A 21052-nucleotide genomic window follows, 5' to 3' on the forward strand; every position below is an offset into this window, starting at 1 on the left:
ATGGTCAAAGCTACTGTTAATCCTATTTCGCAACCTAAGCCTGCATTTATTACAGAATTAAATGATGGCGTTGCAGAATTAATTATAAATAAACCCCCAGTCAATGCATTAGATAGTCTTGAATGGTTCGCATTAGCCAATGAGGTTGAAAGACTCAATGCTGACTTGGCCGTTAGAGTGATTGTCATTCGTGCTGAAGGGCGAGGCTTTTGTGCAGGGGTTGATATTAAAGAGTTGGATCAATATCCAGAACGTATCGTTGCGGTTAATGGCGGAAATTATGCAACCTTTAAAGCCATTCATCGTGCGACAGTACCTGTGATTGTCGCTGTTCATGGATTTGTCCTCGGTGGTGGAATTGGGATCACTGGTGCTGCAGATATTGTCGTTGCATCAGATTGTGCCACGTTTGCATTACCCGAAGTCGACCGCGGTGCAATGGGTGGCGGAGCCCATTTACAAAGATTGTTTCCGGTTCAAAAAGTGCGCTACTTGTTTTTTACTGGTGATGCGATCAGCGCACCAGATGCCGAGCGATATGGCTTTATTGAACGTATTGTTTCCAAGTCAGAGCTGCGTAGTACTGCATTAGAAATTGCGGCCAAGATTGCGGCGAAAAGTCCTGAAATGATCCGAATGGCTAAAGAAGCGTTAAACGGCATCGAAGACGGCAATTTAGAAGATAAGTACCGTTGGGAGCAAGGGTTTACGCTACAGGCCTATACCTCTCCAGACTCAGCCGAAACCCGCCGCGCGTTTGTAGAAAAGCGTGAAGCGAGCTTCTAAATTTTAATCCTTTACCATTCGAGGCAGCTTATGGATTTAACATATACAAAAAAACAACAAGCTTTTCGGTTAGAAGTACGCCAATGGTTAGCGGATAACTTACCGGATCAAAAACTAGCAAGTTACGACACAAGAGAAGGATTCGAGCAACATCGTGCATGGGAAGGCAAATTATTTGATGCGCGATTATCAATGGTTATGTGGCCAGAAGAATTAGGCGGACGTGGCTGTGACCTTATTGAATGGTTGATCTTTGAAGAAGAATATTATGCTGTTGATGCGCCAATGCGTGTCAATCAAAATGGTCAGTTACTACTCGGGTCAACCTTAATTGAATACGGTACCGATGAGCAAAAAAAGCAATTCTTACCCCCTATGGCCGCGAGCCAACATATGTGGGCTCAAGCATGGTCAGAGCCTAACGCAGGTTCCGACATGGCCGCAATTACCAGTAAAGCGATACGAGACGGCGATCATTATGTGATCAACGGTCAAAAGACTTGGTCTACAAGAGCTAGTTTTGCCGATTGGTGTTTTGGCTTGTTCCGCAGCGATCCTACTTCGAGTCGCCATCATGGCTTGTCGTATCTAATGGTGCCACTCGACGCAGAAGGGGTGACCATTAGGCCGATAAAAGCGCTTAACGGAAAAGATGCTTTTGCGGAGATATTTTTTGATAACGTCAAAGTTCCAGTCAAAAATCGAGTTGGTGATGAAGGCGTAGGTTGGCGGGTTGCGATGGCGACTGCTGGCTTTGAAAGAGGACTATTATTGCGCTCTCCAGCACGTTTTCAGCAGACCGCTCGTAAGTTAGTAGAGCTGTATAAAGCCAATCAACAAACCGCCGACAATGACCCAAGTATTCGAAATCAAGTAAGTGAATATTGGTCGGCGGCCGAGGCTTATGCATTGTCTGCCTACAATACCGTTGGTCGGCTAAATCAAGGTGACAAGATTGGCGCTGAGTCGAGCATCAACAAGATTTTTTGGTCAGAGTTAGATTTGAAGATGCACGAAACCGCCATGCGAATTTTGGGGTCTCGCGCTGAGTTACTCGACAACGATGCAGAAGAGATGCGCTGGCTCGATGGCTTTTTATTTGCGCAAGCGGGTCCTATTTATGCGGGCTCTAATGAAATTCAACGCAACATTATTGCTGAACGTATGCTTGGCCTGCCACGAGCCTAGGGGGAATTATGGACTTTACATTCACAGAAGACGAACTCGCATTTCGAGAAGCCATCAGTCGATTTTTAATGACGGAAGCGGCGCCTGAAGCATTAAGAGAGATTTGGGAGACTGATACGGGGCGATCTCCTGAACTGCGCAATAAAATTGCCGAGCAAGGCTTAACTGCTCTATCTATTCCCGAAGAGAGCGGAGGCTTGGGCCTTGGTGACGTCGCATGGTCTTTAATGACCCAAGAGTTGGGTTATTACGGGATCCCCGATAGCTTAGCCGATACCGCATATCTTGCTGCTGGTGTGCTGTCTGCACTGCCGCAAACTGACAATGCAGAACGCAATGAGCAGATTAAGCAATGGCTAGTAGCTATAGGCGAAGGCAGTATTCGTGTTGCTGTTGGCCACCCAGTTAATCCGCTCGTGGCCGACGCTGCAGTAGCGGATCTGTTAATCCTGCTCGATGGTGATGATGTACATGCCGTTACACGTAAAGATATTGATGTAGTGCTCCGTCCAAGTATCGATTCATCAAGACGGCTTGCTAAGGTCAGTTGGCAACCTAGCAGCGATAGTTTGCTTGCTACAGGTGAAGTCGGCAAAGCGATTCAACAGCAAATATTAAACCGCGGCGCTCTATCAGCGGCAGGGCAGTTGTTAGGGTTAGCGCAACGCATGCTGGATCTGTCTATTGATTATGTTGCACAGCGCAAGCAATTTGGACGTGTAATCGGCAGTTTTCAAGCCGTTAAACATCACTTGGCGGATGTGGCATCAAAAATTGAGATGGCAAAACCCGTGTTATACCGTGCAGCAAAAGAGTTTGAGCAAGGATGTTGCGATTCTTCAGTCTATATTTCTCAAGCCAAGGTTTTTTGCGCTGAAGCTGCGCACTTGGCAGCAAGAAATGGTATTCAAGTTCATGGCGCAATGGGATACACCTGGGAAGTTGATTTACAGATGTTTATGAAACGCACTTGGGTTTTAGAATCAACCTGGGGAGATGTGAGCTTTCATAAAGCCAGAGTCAATGAGTTTGTATTTGATCAAAATTGCAAAATTGGCCCAGGCCAAACCTTTGGGAGAACGTAATGCCAAATGCATATATTGTTGATGCACTTCGAACGCCAACAGGGCGTCGTAAAGGAGGCTTGTCTCATATACACGCCATTGATTTAGCGGCTCACTCATTAAAGGCATTAGTAGAACGTAATGCTATTCCTGCAGCAGATTATGACGACGTTATTTTTGGTTGTGTCGATACTATCGGTTCACAAGCTGGCAATATTGCACGTACTTCATGGCTAGCTGCAGGGTTACCGCTGAATGTACCCGGCACCACGGTAGACCGCCAATGCGGCTCGTCACAACAAGCAATACATTTTGCAGCCCAAGCAGTGATGAGCGGCACCCAAGATGTGATTGCTGTGGGGGGCGTGCAGACGATGACACAAATACCGATATCTTCTGCAATGTTAGCTGGCCAACCTCTGGGATTTAGCACGCCATTTGCAGAAAGTGAGCTGTGGCATAAACGCTTTGGTGATGCACCTGTCGATCAGTTTTATGCGGCGCAGCGTATCGCAGATAAATGGCAACTTAGTCGAGACATGATGGAGTCATTTTCACTAGAGAGCCATAACCGCGCATTAGCCGCGATTAAAGAAGGCTACTTTGACCGAGAGATTGTGCCATTAGCCGGGGTCACTCAAGATGAAACCCCAAGGGTATCAAGCCTTGAGAAAATGGCGTCTCTTGAACCTGTAGGCGATGCGTATCCGTCAATTACAGCAGCAGTGTCGAGTCAAACCTGTGATGCTTCGGCAGCCATGTTAATTGTCTCTGAAGAGGCGTTGGCTAAGTATCAACTTAAACCTCGTGCTCGCATTCATCATCTAAGTGTACTTGGTGATGATCCTATCTGGCATTTAACTGCACCTATTGCTGCAACGAAAGCGGCATTACAAAAAGCTGGCATGACTCTAGATGATATTGATTTAGTTGAAATCAATGAAGCTTTTGCATCGGTTGCGATGGCTTGGCTTAAAGAAACAGGTTACAGCCATGATAAAACCAATGTTAATGGTGGTGCAATTGCACTTGGGCATCCTTTAGGCGCGACAGGAGTTCGCTTAATGACAGGTTTGTTACACGAGCTAGAGCGGCGCGGTGGGCGCTTTGGGTTACAAACAATGTGTGAGGGCGGTGGCCTTGCCAATGTCACCATTATTGAGCGTTTGTCATAAGCGACTTGAGCCAATACAAAAACAATAAAAGTTAGTGCAATTGAGGGAGCATAGAATGAAAGCATGTAATTCGAGAACCGTAATTATTACCGGCAGTGGCGGTGGCCTAGGTCGAGCTTATGCGTTAGCGTTGGCCGCAGAAGGAGCAAATGTTGTTGTTAATGATATTCGTGCCGGCGCTGCTGCAGCCGTTGTGGACGAGATCTTGACTCAAGGTGGGCAAGCTATTGCGAACTCAGATGACATTACTCGCATGGACACCGCAACTAACATCGTCGATGCTGCGTTAGAGGCATTTGGTGAGGTACATGTACTGATTAATAATGCCGGTGTTTTGGCTGACAGAATGTTTATTAGCCTTAGCGAAGCAGATTGGGACAAGGTCATGCAAGTCCACCTAAAGGGCCATTTTTGTTTAGCTAATATTTTGGGGCGTCGTTGGCGTGACCTTGCCAAGGCCGGTCAACCGGTTGATGCACGGATCATCAATACTAGCTCAGGTGCAGGGCTTCAAGGCTCTATTGGGCAGTCAAACTACTCTGCTGCTAAAGGCGGCATTGCATCGTTAACATTAGTTCAAGCAGCCGAACTGGGGCGTTACGGGGTAACAGTAAATGCACTCGCGCCCGCAGCCCGCACCTCTATGACCCAAAGCGCCATGCCTGATGTGGTAAAGAAACCGGAAGATGGTAGTTTTGACCTGTGGGCGCCGGAAAATGTTGCGCCGCTGGTTGTATGGTTAAGCAGTTCTGAATCGAAGCATATCTCAGGACAGATCTTGGAAAGCCAAGGTGGACGGATCTCCTTATGTGATGGTTGGCGTACCGGTTTGACGGTAGATCATGGTAAACGTTGGGATATCGCTGAGGTTGGCCCCGCTATTGACCAACTCATTGGAAAAGCCCCCAAAGCACAGAAAGTGTGGGGTAGCTAAGGATTTTAGCTAAAAGCCTTTAGCTGAATTGAGACAATTGACCACGATAATGGATTAGCACCGAGGACAAATTGCAATGAACGATAATATTGATAATAAAAGACGTAGTTTGCTTAAAACAGGTACAGCACTTGGTGCTGCAGCATTGAGTGGAGTTTCATTAATCGCTCAAGGGGCTGACGCCAGTAACGGACAAAAGGCTAAGGTTGCGAGTGCCGATTTACCATTACCCGAGTACGATAACCTTGATGTTGTCGCGATGGCTGAATCTCTTAAAAAAGGTGAACTTACTCCGATAGAGTTGTTTGATGCGGCTTATGCACGCTTTCAAAGCCGCTCGGCAATCAATGTTGTTGCAGTGGATCATTTTCAACAAGCACGTGAGCATGCTTTGACGCTAAGTAAAGCGGGCAGTAAAGAGCGCGCCGACAGTAACGCACCACTTCGTGGTGTTCCTTTCGCGTTAAAAGATCTGCATATAAAAGTAAAAGGGACTGTTACTACCAATGGTAGCCCGCTTTTTAAAGACTCGGTAGCAACCAACAACTCCACTCTTACTCAGCGGTATATGGACGCAGGCTTGAATATCATGGCTAAGTTGACCAGCCCTGAGTTTGGCCAAACGGCGACCACCGAATCGGCTCTTCACGGTGATACGCTAAATCCTTGGGACCTTGCTCGAACTAGCGGCGGCTCAAGCGGAGGCTCTGCGGCAACAGTTGCGGCAAGAATATTGCCAGCGGCACATGCAAGTGATGGCGGTGGATCAATCCGAATTCCGGCATCAAACTGTGGTGTATTTGGTTTAAAGCCGAGTAGGGGACGAGTACCAATGGGCCCAGGAGCTATAGAGGGCTGGATGGGATTGTCAGTTCATAATACGGTGACCCGTTCAGTGCGAGATTCGGCACTTTTACTCGACTTAACTCAAGGTAAAGAGGCGGGCTCTCGCATTACTCACCAAGATCAGAGCTTAATGGCTGCAATTAAAAAAGCGCCAAAAGGCTTGAAAATAGCGGTGATGAATAACCATCCCTTCGGTTTGCCCATTCATGCTGACTGCATTAAGGCGGTAAATAAAACTGCCAAGCTGTTAGCTGCACTAGGGCATCATGTTGAAGAAGCTCAGCCCATATTACCTATCGAAGGTATGTTTAAAGGCATGGGAGTCGCTACAACGAGTGGCTTACTTTACACCATTCAAGAGCAAGAAAAATTGCTTGGCCGTAAAGCACGAGAAGAGGAGTTTTCACCCATCGTGTGGCGTCACCTGCAAAATGCACCTAATTACACTGCTCAGAATGTGTTTAGTGCCCGTAGTGCGTTTGATGACGGTGCAAAAGCGTTTGACCATTTCTTTAATGATTACCATTTGATTTTGTCACCGGTAACGGCTGTACCACCACCCAAAATCGGTGCGCTAAGCTTAAATCAACCTTATGATGATTTTGTGCAAGATATTATGTATGCCTCACCGATTACCGCACTGTTCAATATGACGGGCTTACCCGCTATGTCGGTTCCTTTACACTGGAACGATGATGGCTTACCTATTGGAGTGCAGTTTGCCGGGCCTTATGGCGGCGAGCCCTTGTTGTTATCTTTAGCAGCGCAGTTAGAGCAAGCATCGCCGTGGGCAGATAAATTGCCAGGGTTTATTAGTTAAGCTTCGAATGAAGCTTGATTACATTTTTTAGCTACGGCTACGGGGAAGTGAGTTCTGTGTTGATGCTGCTGGGGGAACAATCGCCTGCATCCGATACAAGACAGGATGTCCAAATGTTGTGACCCCATGGTCGATGATGTTCCCTACATCACAGTGACATATCCCTATGGACTCACCCATGATGAGCAACATCGCAGACTCATCTACTTACTTTTGCCCCAAAGTGAGCCGGCCTTCGAATGAAGGCTGATTACATTTTTTTGGTAGGTGCTACGGGGGAGCTAGTTCTCAATTGTCGCTTTAGAGTTATTAATCGCCTGCAGCGGGCGCATGTGCAGACACTACCGTGACACGCAGCAAGTCCATCCTTGGAAGCTCGGCCATGACGTCCATGTCATGGACGGTCACGGCCGTATCTACACTTGATAATTCGAGCCTTCATTTACGCCTTAATTGTTCGATTTCTAGCTTGAAAATGCCCCATTATGTGTTAGAGCTGGTACTAGCACCATTCTAGACTTACCTTTTTGACTCAGTTTATCTAATGCATTTAGTGTGAAATACTGCCATCATGTTTGTGGCGCCTCACTGAAAGTGTATCTGTTGTCGTCGATAAATATGTTTATCGACGACAAAAGGGGCCTTAAATTAGTCGAGCTTCTCTTTGTTGTGCTCAATAGCTTTGTCTAGATCTTCATGCGTCAGTCGCGTTTTGTCTAATTGCTTTTTGGCTTTGTCACCAATGTTTTTCAATTTTTGGCGATTCTCTTCAGTTTGACGTTTGTTATTGCGTCTTAATCTGTTATTTAGCTCGTGGTCTTCCGAAAAGTTAACAAGTTTTTTATCTTTTGGCATTTTGTATTTCCGCTATATAGTGGATGAGTAAATATTATGCCACTAACTGCACTTTTAGAATTGTGATAAGAGCCTCATGTGAACGTCCCTATCCGAATATTGTTAAAAAATGACACTTAAATGTAAATTTCACTCTGATCTGCATAATAGCCTTTGCATAATAGCCTTTTGCAAAGGCTATTTCGGCATTCATGTCTATACTAGGCTAATTTTTTCAATCCCCTTCAGCAATTTCGAATTGTTTAGTTGTGGCGTTAACCTGAATTTGGTTGATAGTTAATCAACCTATCGCTAACCCCTTAATCATAAATTTGTTTATTATTTTTATACGCTTAGATTAGGAGTGAAAACCTATGCATTTTGTTGTAAGTTATTGTAAGGAAAAGGAGTCAATATAACAGTGACCTTACTAATGTTAAGATGCAAAGATTTTGTTGATAGTAAAAAGAAGGAAGTGGGTCGGATAGTTAGTCTCGCAAAGACAAGTGCTATAAGCTTTTTCTACTCATTAAGAAACTACTGCCTGAAGCAAAAGGGAGTGCTTTTAGTTTTAATGTCCTTGATTACTTTTAAGGCTTCAATGGAAGCATCGTCGTTGCTAAATGGTGAGGTTCCAGTTGATCAATTAAAAGCTATATCACTTACTATCGGTGGAGGACTGCTTGGCTTCACTGCAATTGTTTTTTCCTTACTTTTATTTTCTCTTCAGATCAACCTTCAAAGATTGAGGTATCTAGATTTTTATAGGTTTAGTGCTGATAGGCATGTATTGGGGTATCTTTTATCTTGCCTTATTGTCTCCATTTCTATCATAGCTGCTTCACTGTTTATTGTGGAAAGTTCATCTGGTCAACATGCGGCACTCATGTTTTGGGCTGTGGTGTTATTTACTTTTCTTTTGATTTTTTCGTATAAACGGGCAATACAGCTCATTGACCCTATAGAGCAAGTAAGACTAATCGAATCGGAGGTTGACTCATCTCTTGAACGCTGGGGTAAAGTTATTGAAAGACAAATTCTAGCTGACAAGATAGCGCCTATTGAAAGCCTTACTAATAAAGATTTTGATTCGCTGAGATGGCAGCTATGTAGAAGGTACCCTACGCATCAGCAAGCAGTTTTTAACTCTATCGATAGCTTATGTTCAATGACGAAAGTTTACACTGAGTTAAATGATTACATTGTAGCTAGAAATACACTTACTAAAATCATATTTATTATAGATAGGTACATGCGATTTAGACAAAATACGTTTATTGAAGGTTCACCTTTTATGAGTACTAGTGTCGAGTCTGAGCCAGTTTTTAATTATGCGCTAGAGAGGGTTGGGCAGAGTACATCTGATGCAATAAGTGCGGATGATAAAGAATGGATTCAAATATGTTTTGAAGTCTTTTCACATTTAGCTCAGAACTCTAATTTTTATAAAGTTCAACATGGATACCAGTTGGGGCAGCAGATTACCTCTATTATTTATTATTTGACCTCTGGTGTTAAAGAAACAATTCCATTAAAAAATAATGATGTGATGATAAATGCTTCAAGATCGGTTGGCGGGTTAGCTACGGCGTTACTAAAAACTGCGTCGTATGACAACTTACAACAACTTGACAAATCACTGCTGTTACTAGGAAGTTTAAGTATAAGTAAAGGTGATATAACAGTAATAAACGATGTCATGCAGAGATACGGTGACATAGTGTTTTTATTACTTTTTAGCGAAGGAACTGATGCAGAATCAGAAGCTCAGAGCATATCCACAAGCATTCACTTTTTAGGTAAACTTCATTTGCAGCAAGGGGGGAAGACGTCTTTTAACCTAGGATATGTAAATGGAGTTTATGGATTTGGAGAAACATCATTGTCCGTGAAATTATCACAACAAGCACAAATACTGCTTAGTGATACAGAGCGGTTTAAGAGTGAAATAACATCGCTAATTGAAGGTATTTGCTTGTGGCTGAAAGTATCGTTTAATGACCGATATGAGCTTTATCAACTTGATCAAGAAGCAGATTTAGACCTATTTCATTATTTATATTCTTTATCAGACACTATGCTGAAAATATTGTTGACACTAACTAGTGAGATAACTGAACATCAATTAAGGCATGATGCATATACGGTGATAAATAGAGAGATCATAGCCTTGTGTGAGATAAGAGAAGATAAAGAAGTTTTCCGCAGAATTGATTCCTATGATTTTATGAATTCACTGTTTAATTTACATAGATTAATAGGCTCTTTAGATACCCAATCATGCTCTTCGGTTTTGACTATTAACATTTTGAAGTTGGGGTTTAAGGCCGCATCTATAAATAGTGATCATGGATTGTTAGTTAAAGCTATCTGTGCTGCTGCGATAATTTCAGTTAATAACAATGAGCAATCTCTATATAGGGGGTTAATTGATAAAAATCTCAATGAATTCTCTGGTCATCAGAAGGTTTGCTTTAACGCTTTACCAAAACTTGAGTATTTAGGAAGGTTGGGGCGCTTCGAAAAAGGAAGAACAATGACCAGTTATCCTCGTTGTACTATTGAACGCTTTTGTCATAAATCCCTTACTAATGAGCTTAGGGAGGAAATTAAGTACTCAATTGAAGCCATTAAGCTAAATGCTATTGATAAAGAGGTCGGTACAAATTAGAGATTTTGAATAAATGAAGATATTTTTTCTAATCTGAACCATCCGCGTTAGAGCAAATAACCTAACGCGTTATTGTCCAAAAATGAGTTTTAAATACGATTGTGGCTTTAGCTATAACTAAAAGCTATCAGCTCATTACAAACTCACAGAAAACACCCATTCCCCATCGAAGTTGCCGAAATACGTAGATGAAAATACCGTGGAACCATCATGGATGATGGTTCAGGCTCGGGGGGACATGGATGTCCCATCTGAGCCGTTAGGCGATTTTTATTGGAGTATGAGGCCCGAATCTAATGCATGTAACTTCGTCGGGGCGTCATGGTGGATGCAAGGGCGAAGTCCATAAACATGGACTATCTGAGCGAGAGCCATAGACGGCGAGCTGGCTTTTGAACAGGATGTTCTTGATAAGGACGAGCAGTCCTCCTTGCCCGAGTGTGAGCTGGAAGCTCACGACCTTTATCAAACGCAGTTTGATTGATTTCGCTTTGAGAGGTAGTCGAGCAGCAAGCTCCAACTGACTTTTGTCCACTAACGAGCTAGACCTTTAGTCATAACACTAAACTCCAAGAATGTGCTTTTCTAATTCGGTGCAGATACGGCTGAGACCGTCGAAAACATGGATGTTTTCGTTGAGCGAACATGGACGTGCTTGCAGCGAGTCTCAGAAGTCTCAGAAGTCTCAGAAGTCTCAGAAGTGTCAGCACATATGCTGGCCGCAGGCCATTGGAACCACTTTTGTTAGATGCCACTCTTAGCCAAAAATATATCGAGTCTTTTGGGTTTTTGTAATCAAACTAAGTTTGATTTGGCTTTACGAGGTAGTCGAGCTGCAAGCTCCAACAAACTTGTTGTCTAACAACGAGCTAAAAAAAACGGCTCCTGTTGGAGCCGTTTCGATTAACACAGATTTAAGTGACTAATGTAACTAATGTGACTGAGTTAAGTACATAGAGTTTAAGTGACTAGAACGCCCACTTAACGTTTAGACCAATATTATCTCTATCACTTAAGGTACGCTCTTTATACGCTTCATCTACATCAGGATTACCATAATAACCAACGTAGTCTAACGAGGTTTGGATCCCGGTAGGATTATGGGTAAAGCTTATACCGACGCGTGCTCGGTTATCCCCTTGACCACCCACACCGCCAGTTATAACACGTCCACTTAACTGATTACTGTAGGCTAACGGTATGCTCATGTCCCAACTTTCGAAAATACCTGGATAAGACAGGGTTAAGCTCGCTGCAATCGCTAAACTATGATCGTCATAATAAAGCTCGTTAGTATCTGGCGTCCCGGGAATACCGATATTTCGCGCATCAACGTCAAGGATATCAACATAACTCGCTTCAATGGTGAGGTTTGTTGCATCGGCTATTGAAGTTCGGCCAAAGTTAACAATCGCATTTAAGTTAGCTTGTAAAATTTCTGCTTTACTCGGTTGAACCAAGTCAAAAGCGGTGACCAATGCTGGCGCACCATCTTTATAAGTTACCTCTGCACCAATTGACGCAGGTCCCGTGCTTGTTGATAGCGTTGCGCCGTAAAGCGCTATGTTGTCAAAATAACGTATATTATACGCACCAGCAGGGAACTGGCCGGCATTCGCCATGATATCTATTTCAACCATTGGAATACGGTCGTTATAGTTCAGGTAATACAAACCAAGCTCAGTGACATCGGTAATACGGTAACGAGAACCCACTCCCCATTGACTGGTTTCATCCGGCTTTATATCAGGCCCACGTGGGCCGAAGGCACATGTACCATCCGGTAAGGCTTGTAAACAGTACGCACCATAACCTACAGCTTGACTGGTACTAAAAAACGTACCGGGTGAGGGGACGATTGTTTCTTCCCAGTTAAACTGCCAGTGAGCCATAACGGACCAATTATTGGTTAATTCGGCTTGTACTGACACTTGTTGCTCAGGCAGAAGTATATCTTTTACTTCTGTGCCAGGAACATAACTCTTAATTGCATCTGATGGGCCCTGTGCAAGTGAAATACTCGGGAAAAATAACGCTTCGCCCCAAGCTACGACTTGCTGGCCTACACGTAGATCTAAATAGCCTTCATCACCAAAAGCAAAAGCGGTATAAGCATATAAGTCGAGTAAGCGTGTGTAACCACCATGCCATTTTTGGGCTTCGCTACTAAATTCATCACTCTGATAGACTTCATCATAGAAGGTGCTTCCTGATACCACTAAACCGCTATTACCCCATCTAAGATGACTCTCTAGCAATAGATATAAGCCGTTACCAATTAGATCGTGTTTCTCAAAGTGAGCGTCGCCATCACTCGCTGCTGCTAATATTGGATCAGGATCGTCTAAACGCATGCCTACACTGTAAGTTAATGTGCCTTTCCAATCTAGCGTCACATCATCCCCAAGATTAATCGTTTCTGCGCTATAAGCTTCACTGCTAAGGCATATGCCTAATATAGCTAATGCTAAGGTATTTCGTTTAAAATTTTGCAAACTATCTCTCCCTAGATATTTTTGTTTTAATGACTCAAACGACGTAGTGCAGCAGGCGTGAAGTTACTTGAAGTAAAATTGCCTTTATTAAGAACAGGACCTTTGTCTTGCTCTTGAAATAGGTTGTAACCTACGTAGCCGCCGCTAGTCAGATCATGATAAAAGCTACTACCTGGTTCAAACGCTTGGGTATCAAAGGCGTAGTAATAATTTACAAAAGCGTGTTGCACCAATTCATCGCGGGTATCGTAATAATCAGCGACAATTGCATGCCAATTATCCTCATCTAGATACATGGTTCGTCGACCATATTTATGACGATAATCTTCTTTTAACTTTCCCTCTAAAACCCATACTCGGCGTAACTCATAGCGCATGTATTCCGGGTTTGCATGGTTCACTTGCAATAGCGAATCATATTTAACATCGCCTTTATTTACCTTGTAGGTGTTAACTGGGATAAAAATTTCTTTGCGTTCGCCTAGCGTCCAGTTATAGCGTTCTGGAGATCCATTCATTAGGCGATCTGAATCGATAGTGAGTTTACCTGAAGAGGCACTTAGTGGTGTATCGAAGCCATATTCTGGCAGTTGTCGTACGCGTCGTGTTCCAGGGTTATAGTTCCATGCTAATCGCTTACCCTGAGCATAGTTATTAGGCTCAGACACTACCGTCGCGCTACCTTTAGTTCGGGTTGGGAGGATGTTAATCGCGATACCATAAGCTTGAACTTTACCTAAGCTTTCACCCAATTGCTCTGGTACCGTACCTGTAAAGATCCCGTATGAGCGAGTACGTCCCCATGCAATGACACCATCAGAGCTCACATCTGCAATATCTCTTGTAGTGTCAAATGTATACGCACGATATGCATAGTTGTTATTGGCTAAAGCTTGTAATGGTTGGTTCATATCAGGGATAGGAAACGGAACACCACCTTGATAGCCAGTAAACCCAAGACCGTCATCGACAAGCTTTGCTTCAACAGCATTTCGCTTTACTACTTCACAGGAAGCGTCTGGGTATCTAAAGTCACGTCGGCCAGTATAAACAGGCATTTTAAACGTATCAGGATATTGCTCGAACATCGCTTTTTGGCCAACGGTCAGTTGAGTTGCATATTCCTTCCAGTTTTTGCCATCAATGGTATAAACAGGTTTATCGTCTGCGTATGGATCGACAAGATGTTGGCCGACACTTAATTCATATTCAACTCCAGGCGGTTTTCCTAACCATTTACCTGAGTATGCAGGGATAGTACCTGCAGAATTACCTGCTGATATAGCGCCTACACAAGTTAACTCATTACCTAACTTGGCGACTTTCTCCACGGAGGCACTTGCAAAAGACAAGTGTGATTGAACGATTAACAAACTGATCACTATTGGTGGTAACAGATTCTTTTTTAGCATCTTTATTCCTCGAGTTACTGTTCAAATTGCTACAAGGTCTTGTTGATTAACTCATTATTTTTTCGTTTTAAGATGTATCACGCACATCGATTATTTTGTAAAAAAAACAGATGAGAATCGTCTATAGGGACTAGTGCCAATGGGGGCGATAACTGTCGAGGGGGTGTGATTAACTGTGTATTATTGCTGTATATTTATTCATTTATTGATGATTCGTAATGTTTTATCCGCTAAATACAGCTCCGTTTTACTTTGATCTTCCTGCCGCTAGTTTTTTTAGTCCACTTTGACGATGAATTAACTTCTCTGGATCTGCTTAATGATGATTATCGGGTCATTGTTAAAATGATTTTGCTCAACATTTGTATGGCAATTTAACTATCGAGAGGAAGAATATGAAACAAGCACCTGAATATGTCTGTGGACATGGTCTGTTAAAAGGTAAGTCTGTTTTGATCACCGCTGCAGCAGGCGCGGGGATCGGTTTTGCTGCCGCTCGACGAGCCGCAGAGGAAGGGTGCCGAGCATTAATGATTTCAGATATTCATCCTAGACGGCTTGATGAAGCTGTAACTCGTTTACGTGTTGAAACCGGCTTAGAGCATATATACGGCCAACTGTGTAATGTTACTGATCAGCAAGATGTGACGACATTGATTGAACAAGCGGAATTAAAACTTGCTGGTGTTGATGTATTGATTAATAACGCGGGTTTAGGTGGTCAAAAGAATGTTGTCGATATGACAGACAAAGAATGGTCAACCGTTCTTGATATTACTTTGACAGGCACCTTTAGGATGATCCGCGAGATCTTACCGCACATGCAGGCTCGTGGCAGTGGCGTTATTGTTAATAATGCATCGGTACTTGGCTGGCGCGCACAAAAAGAGCAGGCGCATTATGCCGCCGCAAAAGCGGGGGTTATGGCCTTAACTCGCTGTAGTGCTTTAGAAGCCGCTGAGCATGGTGTTCGAATTAATGCGGTGTCACCCTCAATCGCGTTACATGACTTTTTAAAGAAAGCATCCAGTGAAGAATTACTCAACCAACTTGCAAGTAAAGAAGCATTTGGGCGCGCAGCCGAAGTATGGGAAGTGGCAAATGTAATGATGTTTCTTGCTAGTGATTACTCATCATATATGGCAGGAGAAGTGATCTCTGTCAGCTCACAGCAGGCTTAGGAGTGACTATGGCTAATATTGAAATATTAAGTGCAGAGCAATTGTTGAGCGCTGCAAACTTAGATCTGGGTCATTCTGATTGGTTAACCATTTCTCAAGAAAGAATAAACCTTTTTGCCGAATCTACCGGCGATCATCAATGGATCCACGTTGACCCTGAACGCGCTGCTAAAGGGCCTTTTGGCACTTGCATTGCTCATGGCTATCTTAGTCTTTCTCTGGTGAATATGTTTCTACCACAATTAGTTAATGTGAGAAACATCAGTATGGGAGTCAACTATGGCTGCGATAAAGTTCGCTTTCCTGCCGTAGTACCTGTCGGCAGCAAGATACGTGGTCAAGGACAAATCATCGACGCCGTAAACAAAGGGGCGTTTATCCAAGCAACTATTCGAGTCACCATTGAAATTGAAGGCTCTGAACGACCAGCCTGTGTCGTTGACACCATAAGTTGCTACACCTTTGAAACGCCAAGTTCAAACTCTACTAAGTAAAGGAATTTTAAGATGACCGAAGCAGTGATCGTCTCCGTCGCACGTACAGCATTAAGCAAATCTTTCCGTGGCGCATTCAATGATACTGAAGCCCCAGTTCTTGGCGGGCATGTTGTAAAGTCCGTCGTTGAGCGTGCAGGTATTGACCCCGCCTCTATCGATGATGTGATTATGGGCGCTGCGGCGCAGCAGGGAACTCAGTCTTACAATATTGGCAGACTTTCGGCTTATACCGCAGGCTTACCGGATACGGTTTCAGGCATGGCATTAGATCGTATGTGTGCATCAGGTCTTATGAGTATCGGTATTGCAGCAAAATCGATTATGACCGATGAGATGAGCACCGTAGTTGCCGGTGGTGTTGAGTCATTATCGTTAACTCAAAATAAGTATAAGAATACTTATCGAGCACAATCTCAAGCCGCTATCGCTGCAATGCCAAGTGCCTATATCCAAATGATCGAAACAGCCGAAATTGTCGCCGAGCGGTATGGCATTTCTCGTCAGGCACAAGATGAGTATTCTTTGCTAAGCCAACAACGTACTGCTAATGCACAACAAGCAGGCTACTTTAATGATGAAATAGTGCCGCTTACCGTTCAGCAACTGACCTTTGATGAGAATCGCCAACCCGCCGGTCATAAAGAAACGATTGCGTTGCAAGATGACTGTAACAGGCCACAAACAACGCTAGACAGTTTGTCTAATCTTGCTCCTGTTTGGAAAGGTGGCGAGTGGACTAGCGAAGGCCGCAATGTTACCGCGGGCAATGCATCGCAGTTTGCAGATGGAGCCGCGGCAAGTTTATTAATGAGCAAAACCGAAGCGCAAAAGCTTGGCATTGTCCCTTTAGGCACCTACAAAGGTCTTGCCGTTGCGGGGTGTGCCCCTGAGGAGATGGGTATTGGGCCTGTACTGGCGATCCCAAAACTATTAAAGCGTTTTGGCCTAAGTGTTGATGATATCGGGCTGTGGGAAATTAATGAAGCTTTTGCTAGCCAAGTTGTCTACTGCCAACAAAAACTAGAAATCCCCGCTGAACGATTAAATGTCAATGGAGGCGCTATCTCCATTGGTCATCCATTTGGTATGTCAGGCGCACGTATGGTGGGTCATGCACTGATTGAAGGTAGACGTCGTGGTGTTAAATATGTCGTTGTTGCAATGTGCATTGGCGGCGGTATGGGCGCCGCAGGGCTATTTGAAGTCAATCACTAATTAGGAGACAGTTATGTCAGTTATTTTAGAAAAAGCACAGAAACTGTTTTTATCAGACAACGATGCCAAGGTGCAAACTGGACATGAGTTTGAAACGGTTAACTATTTAGTTAACGGCAAAATCGGCATTATCGAACTTAATCGACCCGACAAGTTGAATGCATTCAACCAAACGATGCGTAGCGAGCTGCAAGCCGCCATAGAGATGGCAGATAATAATGATGATTTAAGAGTCATTATTATTCGTGGTGCTGGTGATCATTTCTCTTCAGGTGCGGACTTGAAAGAGCTAGTTAGTGCAAAACACGGTATAGAGGCACAGCTACTCAATGAATATAAGCCGTTTTTGTCACGCATAGCTCAATCTAAAAAGATCTACATGGCTGTTGTACAAGGTGCAGCGGCAGGGATCGGCGGGTCGTTAGCCCTAAATTGTGATTTGGTAGTAATGGCTGAGGATGCGTGCTTATTTCAAGCGTTTGCGGCAATAGGCCTGGTACCTGACGGTGGTGCGAGTTGGCATCTAGTGAATAAGTTAGGCTACAAGAAAGCATTTGAATTATGTGTTGAAGCCGACAAGCTGACCGCACAAGAGTGCCAAACCGCTGGATTAGTGAATCGCATTTCAGATCAAGCCTCTTTACAAGATGATGCTTTTGCATGGGCAACAAAATTAGCCAGTGGTGCACCGCTATCCCAACAATATTTAAAGCGTTTATTACAGCAAGCGCAAAGAGCTAGCTTGCATGACACGATTCGTCAGGAAGCGTTATATCAACAATTCTGCTTTAACAGTGAGGATTTTAAAGAAGGTGTCAATGCCTTCTTTGACAAACGCGACGCGAGTTTCACTGGCAAGTAACTAGTTTATGAATCAAATGGATAATTAGCGCTGTTTTTAAGGACGTTATTGATGAGCGAAGTAATACGGGAAGTAATGGAGTTTGATGTTGTGATTGTCGGGGCTGGTCCGTCAGGGCTGTCTGCCGCCTGTAGACTCATGCAGCTAAGCAAAGAGAATAACCAGCAAATTTCTGTTTGTGTCGTCGAAAAAGGTTCTGAAATCGGTGCGCATATCCTATCTGGCGCCATTATCGAACCTCGCGCAATGAATGAATTGTTTCCCGATTGGCAAGCGCAAGGCGCTCCGCTAACCACTGGCGTAGCTAAAGACACATTATTGTTTTTGTCTGATGAAAATAAGTCTATTACTTTGCCTCATGCCGCTATTCCCAAGCCACTTCATAATCAGGGAAATTATATCGCTAGCTTAGGTAATGTTTGCCGTTGGTTGGCAGAACAAGCTGAGGCACTAGGGGTCGAGGTATTCCCCGGTTTTGCAGCCGCTGAAGTTCTTTACCATGATGATGGAACCGTTAAAGGTATAGCAACAGGGGATATGGGAATAGGTAAAGACGGCCAACCCAATTCCCAATATATGCAAGGAATGGAACTGCACGCCAAATACACCTTATTCGGCGAGGGCTGCCGAGGTCATCTAGGAAAAGAACTCATAAACAAGTTTGGCTTAGCCGATGAAAGTGATGCCCAGCACTATGGACTGGGAATGAAAGAGATCTGGGACATTAGTCCAGAACTGCACTCTCCGGGGTTAGTTGTCCATGGCTTTGGCTGGCCCCTAGATAAAAATGCCAGCGGCGGATTTTTCTTATACCACACCGATAATAATCAGGCTGTTGTAGGTTTAATTGTCGATCTCAATTATAGCAATACGCATTTAAGTCCATTTGATGAATTCCAGCGCTTAAAGCATCACCCTGAATTGGCGCAGTATTTAAAAGATGGGAAAAGAATATCCTATGGCGCAAGGGCAATTGCCAAAGGTGGACTCAATGCTTTACCTGTCATGAGCTTTGCTGGAGGCATGTTGTTAGGCTGTGATGCTGGAACCTTAAATGTTGCAAAAATTAAGGGTACCCACACAGCGATGAAGTCGGGAATGTTGGCAGCAGAAACTATTTTTGATGTGCTAGGTAACGAACTTGACTCAGAGTCTGCCGAGTCACTATTTGAATCTAAGTTCAAACAGTCTTGGCTTTATGAAGAGCTATATAGCAGTCGAAATTTTGGTCCAGCTTTACACAAATTCGGCACTCTTGCCGGAGGGGGCTTTAATTATATTGATCAAAACTGGTTTGCTGGAAAGTTACCGCTCTCACTACGGGATAATATCGAGGACCATAGTTGTCTTCTTCCTACAGCCAAGTCTAAGCCCATCATGTACCCCAAGCCTGACGGCGTTTTAAGTTTTGATAAGCTATCTTCGGTGTTTCTGTCCAATACAAACCATGAAGAAGATCAGCCTTGTCATTTAACCCTTCTTGACCATTCGATCCCGTCAAAATTTACAATTCCTTTATATGATGAGCCCGCGACTCGATATTGCCCTGCTGGAGTTTACGAATTAGTTGATGAAGGCGAAGAAACAAGACTGCAAATTAATGCTCAAAACTGTTTACATTGTAAAACCTGTGACATCAAAGAGCCGTCGCAAAACATCAGGTGGACGGTTCCAGAGGGGGGAGGCGGACCAAACTATCCAAATATGTAATTAACAAGATGTAATGATTTTAAGAAACCATAAATTATCAACGGTTTCTAGATCATAGGATATTAATTCATCTTGTAATCTTGAGATCCCAATTGGAATGAAATCCCCCTAATTAGTTATTTTGCGAGGAAGATATGAGTGAACGCTTAGCAGGAAAAGTCGCTTTAATTACAGGTGCAGCCCGAGGTGTTGGTTTAGCAACGGCAAAGTTAATGGCAAAGGAGGGAGCACAAGTTATTTTCACTGATATAAATGCTGAACAAGGACAAGAGATAGCAAATAGTATCAGCAGTAATGCGCTTTTTTTAGAGCATGACGTTACCAAAGAGGCTGATTGGTCATCAATACTGACTCATATTAAATCAAAATATGGCCAGCTAAATATATTAGTCAATAACGCGGCAATCTTACAACTAGGTGATATAAAAGAAGAAACCTTAGCAGGATGGCAAAAAGTGCACCGCGTCAATTCAGACAGTGTTTTTCTTGGGATCCATTATGCATTGCCACTAATGGAAGAAAGTGGCGGTGGGTCAATTGTTAATATGTCATCTTCTTCGGCGATTTTTGGTATGCCACATTTTGCAGCCTATGGTGCAAGTAAGGCTGCAATACGCGGCTTATCTCAAAGTGTTGCAGTTTATTGTTCACAAACCAAAAATAACGTTAGATGCAACACCTTGCATCCTGATTCAATTATGACACCCATGGTAATGGAGATGAGTGCGCAAGCAGGTGACCGCAGCCTAGCAGAGCCTGAACGTGCAAAAGCTTATCTTTGTCAGCCTGAAGACGTTGCTAATACTATTTTATTTTTAGCTTCTGATGAATCAAAACATATTAATGGTGCCGCTATTGCGCTAGACGGTGGAGCGACAGTGACTCCACCTTATCTCTAAGTTTCTTCGTTTTAGTTACTTAATCAAAAAGAATAATCAATAAAAGAGTAATCAATATGATAACTGAACAATTTGGCTTAGGAGTCGTTTCAAGCTATATCGAATTTTTAAATAACGGTAATTTTGAAGGCATAGCCTCCCTTTATAGCAAAAATGCAATCATAGAGGATCCAATTGGTAGCGACAAAATTATTGGTAGAACGGCAATACAGGATTTCTATCGGCAAGCTGTTTTAGGCGTGCATCAAGTAAACCAACTCGGAGAGGTCCGGGTTGCAAGTAACGAAATTGCATTTCCTTTCGAGGTCGTTCTAGCAAAAGACCCTAACCTTGCTATTTCAGTTATTGATATTTTCAAGATCAACGCCGAGGGTGAAATTGACTCTATGCGTGCATTTTGGGGGCCGGGAAATGTTAAATCAGTTTCGAAGCCAGCTCCAATAACGGCTTAACGACTCAAGAA

Annotated in this window: 17 protein-coding genes; 14 read left to right on the plus strand and 3 right to left on the minus strand. The window is 43.6% G+C overall.

Annotated elements, in window-relative coordinates:
* The 6 genes from SHAL_RS11120 to SHAL_RS11145 all read left to right on the plus strand — a co-directional run bounded on the left by SHAL_RS11120 (position 1) and on the right by SHAL_RS11145 (position 6813).
* Positions 1-786: an enoyl-CoA hydratase family protein gene (locus SHAL_RS11120; protein WP_012277218.1), complete on the plus strand. Its 786-nt coding sequence runs from the start codon at positions 1-3 to the stop codon at positions 784-786.
* Between the two features lie 30 nt (positions 787-816).
* On the plus strand, positions 817-1974 hold the full coding sequence (locus SHAL_RS11125; RefSeq protein ID WP_012277219.1) for an acyl-CoA dehydrogenase family protein: 1158 nt from the start codon (positions 817-819) through the stop codon (positions 1972-1974).
* A gap of 8 nt (positions 1975-1982) precedes the next feature.
* Positions 1983-3059, plus strand: a complete 1077-nt coding sequence (locus SHAL_RS11130) for an acyl-CoA dehydrogenase family protein (protein WP_012277220.1) — start codon at positions 1983-1985, stop codon at positions 3057-3059.
* Complete coding sequence (locus SHAL_RS11135; RefSeq protein ID WP_012277221.1) at positions 3059-4213, plus strand: acetyl-CoA C-acetyltransferase; 1155 nt, start codon at positions 3059-3061, stop codon at positions 4211-4213. The genes SHAL_RS11130 and SHAL_RS11135 overlap by 1 nt, the downstream gene beginning before the upstream one ends.
* A 55-nt stretch (positions 4214-4268) precedes the next feature.
* Complete coding sequence (locus SHAL_RS11140) at positions 4269-5147, plus strand: SDR family oxidoreductase (RefSeq protein ID WP_012277222.1); 879 nt, start codon at positions 4269-4271, stop codon at positions 5145-5147.
* Positions 5148-5223: 76 nt separating this feature from the next.
* Positions 5224-6813 carry an amidase gene (locus SHAL_RS11145; protein ID WP_012277223.1) on the plus strand — a complete coding sequence of 530 codons (1590 nt, stop codon included), beginning with the start codon at positions 5224-5226 and terminating at the stop codon, positions 6811-6813.
* Positions 6814-7461: 648 nt separating this feature from the next.
* On the opposite strand, the gene SHAL_RS11150 is transcribed toward SHAL_RS11145, so the two are convergent.
* Positions 7462-7668 carry a hypothetical protein gene (locus SHAL_RS11150; protein WP_012277224.1) on the minus strand — a complete coding sequence of 69 codons (207 nt, stop codon included), beginning with the start codon at positions 7666-7668 and terminating at the stop codon, positions 7462-7464.
* A 400-nt stretch (positions 7669-8068) separates the two neighbouring features.
* On the opposite strand from SHAL_RS11150, the gene SHAL_RS11155 reads away from it, so the two are divergent.
* The gene (locus SHAL_RS11155) at positions 8069-10318 is read left to right on the plus strand and encodes a hypothetical protein (RefSeq protein ID WP_150102085.1); all 2250 of its coding nucleotides are present in this window, start codon (positions 8069-8071) and stop codon (positions 10316-10318) included.
* A 968-nt stretch (positions 10319-11286) separates the two neighbouring features.
* Here SHAL_RS11155 and SHAL_RS11160 read toward each other — a convergent pair.
* Positions 11287-12813, minus strand: a complete 1527-nt coding sequence (locus SHAL_RS11160; RefSeq protein ID WP_012277226.1) for a DUF1302 domain-containing protein — start codon at positions 12811-12813, stop codon at positions 11287-11289.
* Positions 12814-12839: 26 nt separating this feature from the next.
* The gene (locus tag SHAL_RS11165) at positions 12840-14225 is read right to left on the minus strand and encodes a DUF1329 domain-containing protein (protein WP_012277227.1); all 1386 of its coding nucleotides are present in this window, start codon (positions 14223-14225) and stop codon (positions 12840-12842) included.
* A gap of 395 nt (positions 14226-14620) precedes the next feature.
* Between SHAL_RS11165 and SHAL_RS11170 the strand changes: the two genes are divergently transcribed.
* The 7 genes from SHAL_RS11170 (at position 14621) to SHAL_RS11200 (ending at position 21041) form a co-directional block, all read left to right on the plus strand.
* Entirely contained in the window at positions 14621-15406 is a 786-nt protein-coding gene (locus SHAL_RS11170) for an SDR family oxidoreductase (RefSeq protein ID WP_012277228.1), read from the plus strand.
* Between the two features lie 8 nt (positions 15407-15414).
* Positions 15415-15900: a MaoC family dehydratase gene (locus SHAL_RS11175; protein ID WP_012277229.1), complete on the plus strand. Its 486-nt coding sequence runs from the start codon at positions 15415-15417 to the stop codon at positions 15898-15900.
* A gap of 12 nt (positions 15901-15912) precedes the next feature.
* Positions 15913-17118 (plus strand): acetyl-CoA C-acyltransferase, encoded by a 1206-nt coding sequence (locus tag SHAL_RS11180; protein WP_012277230.1) that lies wholly within the window; start codon positions 15913-15915, stop codon positions 17116-17118.
* A gap of 13 nt (positions 17119-17131) precedes the next feature.
* Positions 17132-17980: an enoyl-CoA hydratase/isomerase family protein gene (locus tag SHAL_RS11185; RefSeq protein WP_012277231.1), complete on the plus strand. Its 849-nt coding sequence runs from the start codon at positions 17132-17134 to the stop codon at positions 17978-17980.
* A gap of 51 nt (positions 17981-18031) precedes the next feature.
* Positions 18032-19690, plus strand: coding sequence for an electron transfer flavoprotein-ubiquinone oxidoreductase (locus SHAL_RS11190; RefSeq protein ID WP_012277232.1), 1659 nt, complete (start codon positions 18032-18034; stop codon positions 19688-19690).
* Positions 19691-19824: 134 nt separating this feature from the next.
* On the plus strand, positions 19825-20589 hold the full coding sequence (locus SHAL_RS11195; RefSeq protein WP_012277233.1) for an SDR family oxidoreductase: 765 nt from the start codon (positions 19825-19827) through the stop codon (positions 20587-20589).
* A gap of 56 nt (positions 20590-20645) precedes the next feature.
* Complete coding sequence (locus SHAL_RS11200) at positions 20646-21041, plus strand: nuclear transport factor 2 family protein (RefSeq protein WP_012277234.1); 396 nt, start codon at positions 20646-20648, stop codon at positions 21039-21041.
* The last annotated feature ends 11 nt before the right edge of the window (positions 21042-21052 follow it).

The organism is Shewanella halifaxensis HAW-EB4 (genome assembly GCF_000019185.1).
In the GTDB taxonomy this organism is placed as follows: domain Bacteria; phylum Pseudomonadota; class Gammaproteobacteria; order Enterobacterales; family Shewanellaceae; genus Shewanella; species Shewanella halifaxensis.

Bases quoted from the DNA above. Each gene is read 5' to 3' on its own strand.
- SHAL_RS11200 (WP_012277234.1), top strand. From the start codon at position 20,646: ATGATAACTGAACAATTTGGCTTAGGAGTCGTTTCAAGCTATATCGAA.
- SHAL_RS11135 (WP_012277221.1), top strand. From the start codon at position 3,059: ATGCCAAATGCATATATTGTTGATGCACTTCGAACGCCAACAGGGCGT.
- SHAL_RS11145 (WP_012277223.1), top strand. From the start codon at position 5,224: ATGAACGATAATATTGATAATAAAAGACGTAGTTTGCTTAAAACAGGT.
- SHAL_RS11195 (WP_012277233.1), top strand. From the start codon at position 19,825: ATGAGTGAACGCTTAGCAGGAAAAGTCGCTTTAATTACAGGTGCAGCC.
- SHAL_RS11150 (WP_012277224.1), bottom strand. From the start codon at position 7,668: ATGCCAAAAGATAAAAAACTTGTTAACTTTTCGGAAGACCACGAGCTA.
- SHAL_RS11120 (WP_012277218.1), top strand. From the start codon at position 1: ATGGTCAAAGCTACTGTTAATCCTATTTCGCAACCTAAGCCTGCATTT.
- SHAL_RS11170 (WP_012277228.1), top strand. From the start codon at position 14,621: ATGAAACAAGCACCTGAATATGTCTGTGGACATGGTCTGTTAAAAGGT.
- SHAL_RS11140 (WP_012277222.1), top strand. From the start codon at position 4,269: ATGAAAGCATGTAATTCGAGAACCGTAATTATTACCGGCAGTGGCGGT.
- SHAL_RS11190 (WP_012277232.1), top strand. From the start codon at position 18,032: ATGAGCGAAGTAATACGGGAAGTAATGGAGTTTGATGTTGTGATTGTC.
- SHAL_RS11165 (WP_012277227.1), bottom strand. From the start codon at position 14,225: ATGCTAAAAAAGAATCTGTTACCACCAATAGTGATCAGTTTGTTAATC.
- SHAL_RS11180 (WP_012277230.1), top strand. From the start codon at position 15,913: ATGACCGAAGCAGTGATCGTCTCCGTCGCACGTACAGCATTAAGCAAA.
- SHAL_RS11130 (WP_012277220.1), top strand. From the start codon at position 1,983: ATGGACTTTACATTCACAGAAGACGAACTCGCATTTCGAGAAGCCATC.
- SHAL_RS11125 (WP_012277219.1), top strand. From the start codon at position 817: ATGGATTTAACATATACAAAAAAACAACAAGCTTTTCGGTTAGAAGTA.
- SHAL_RS11175 (WP_012277229.1), top strand. From the start codon at position 15,415: ATGGCTAATATTGAAATATTAAGTGCAGAGCAATTGTTGAGCGCTGCA.
- SHAL_RS11185 (WP_012277231.1), top strand. From the start codon at position 17,132: ATGTCAGTTATTTTAGAAAAAGCACAGAAACTGTTTTTATCAGACAAC.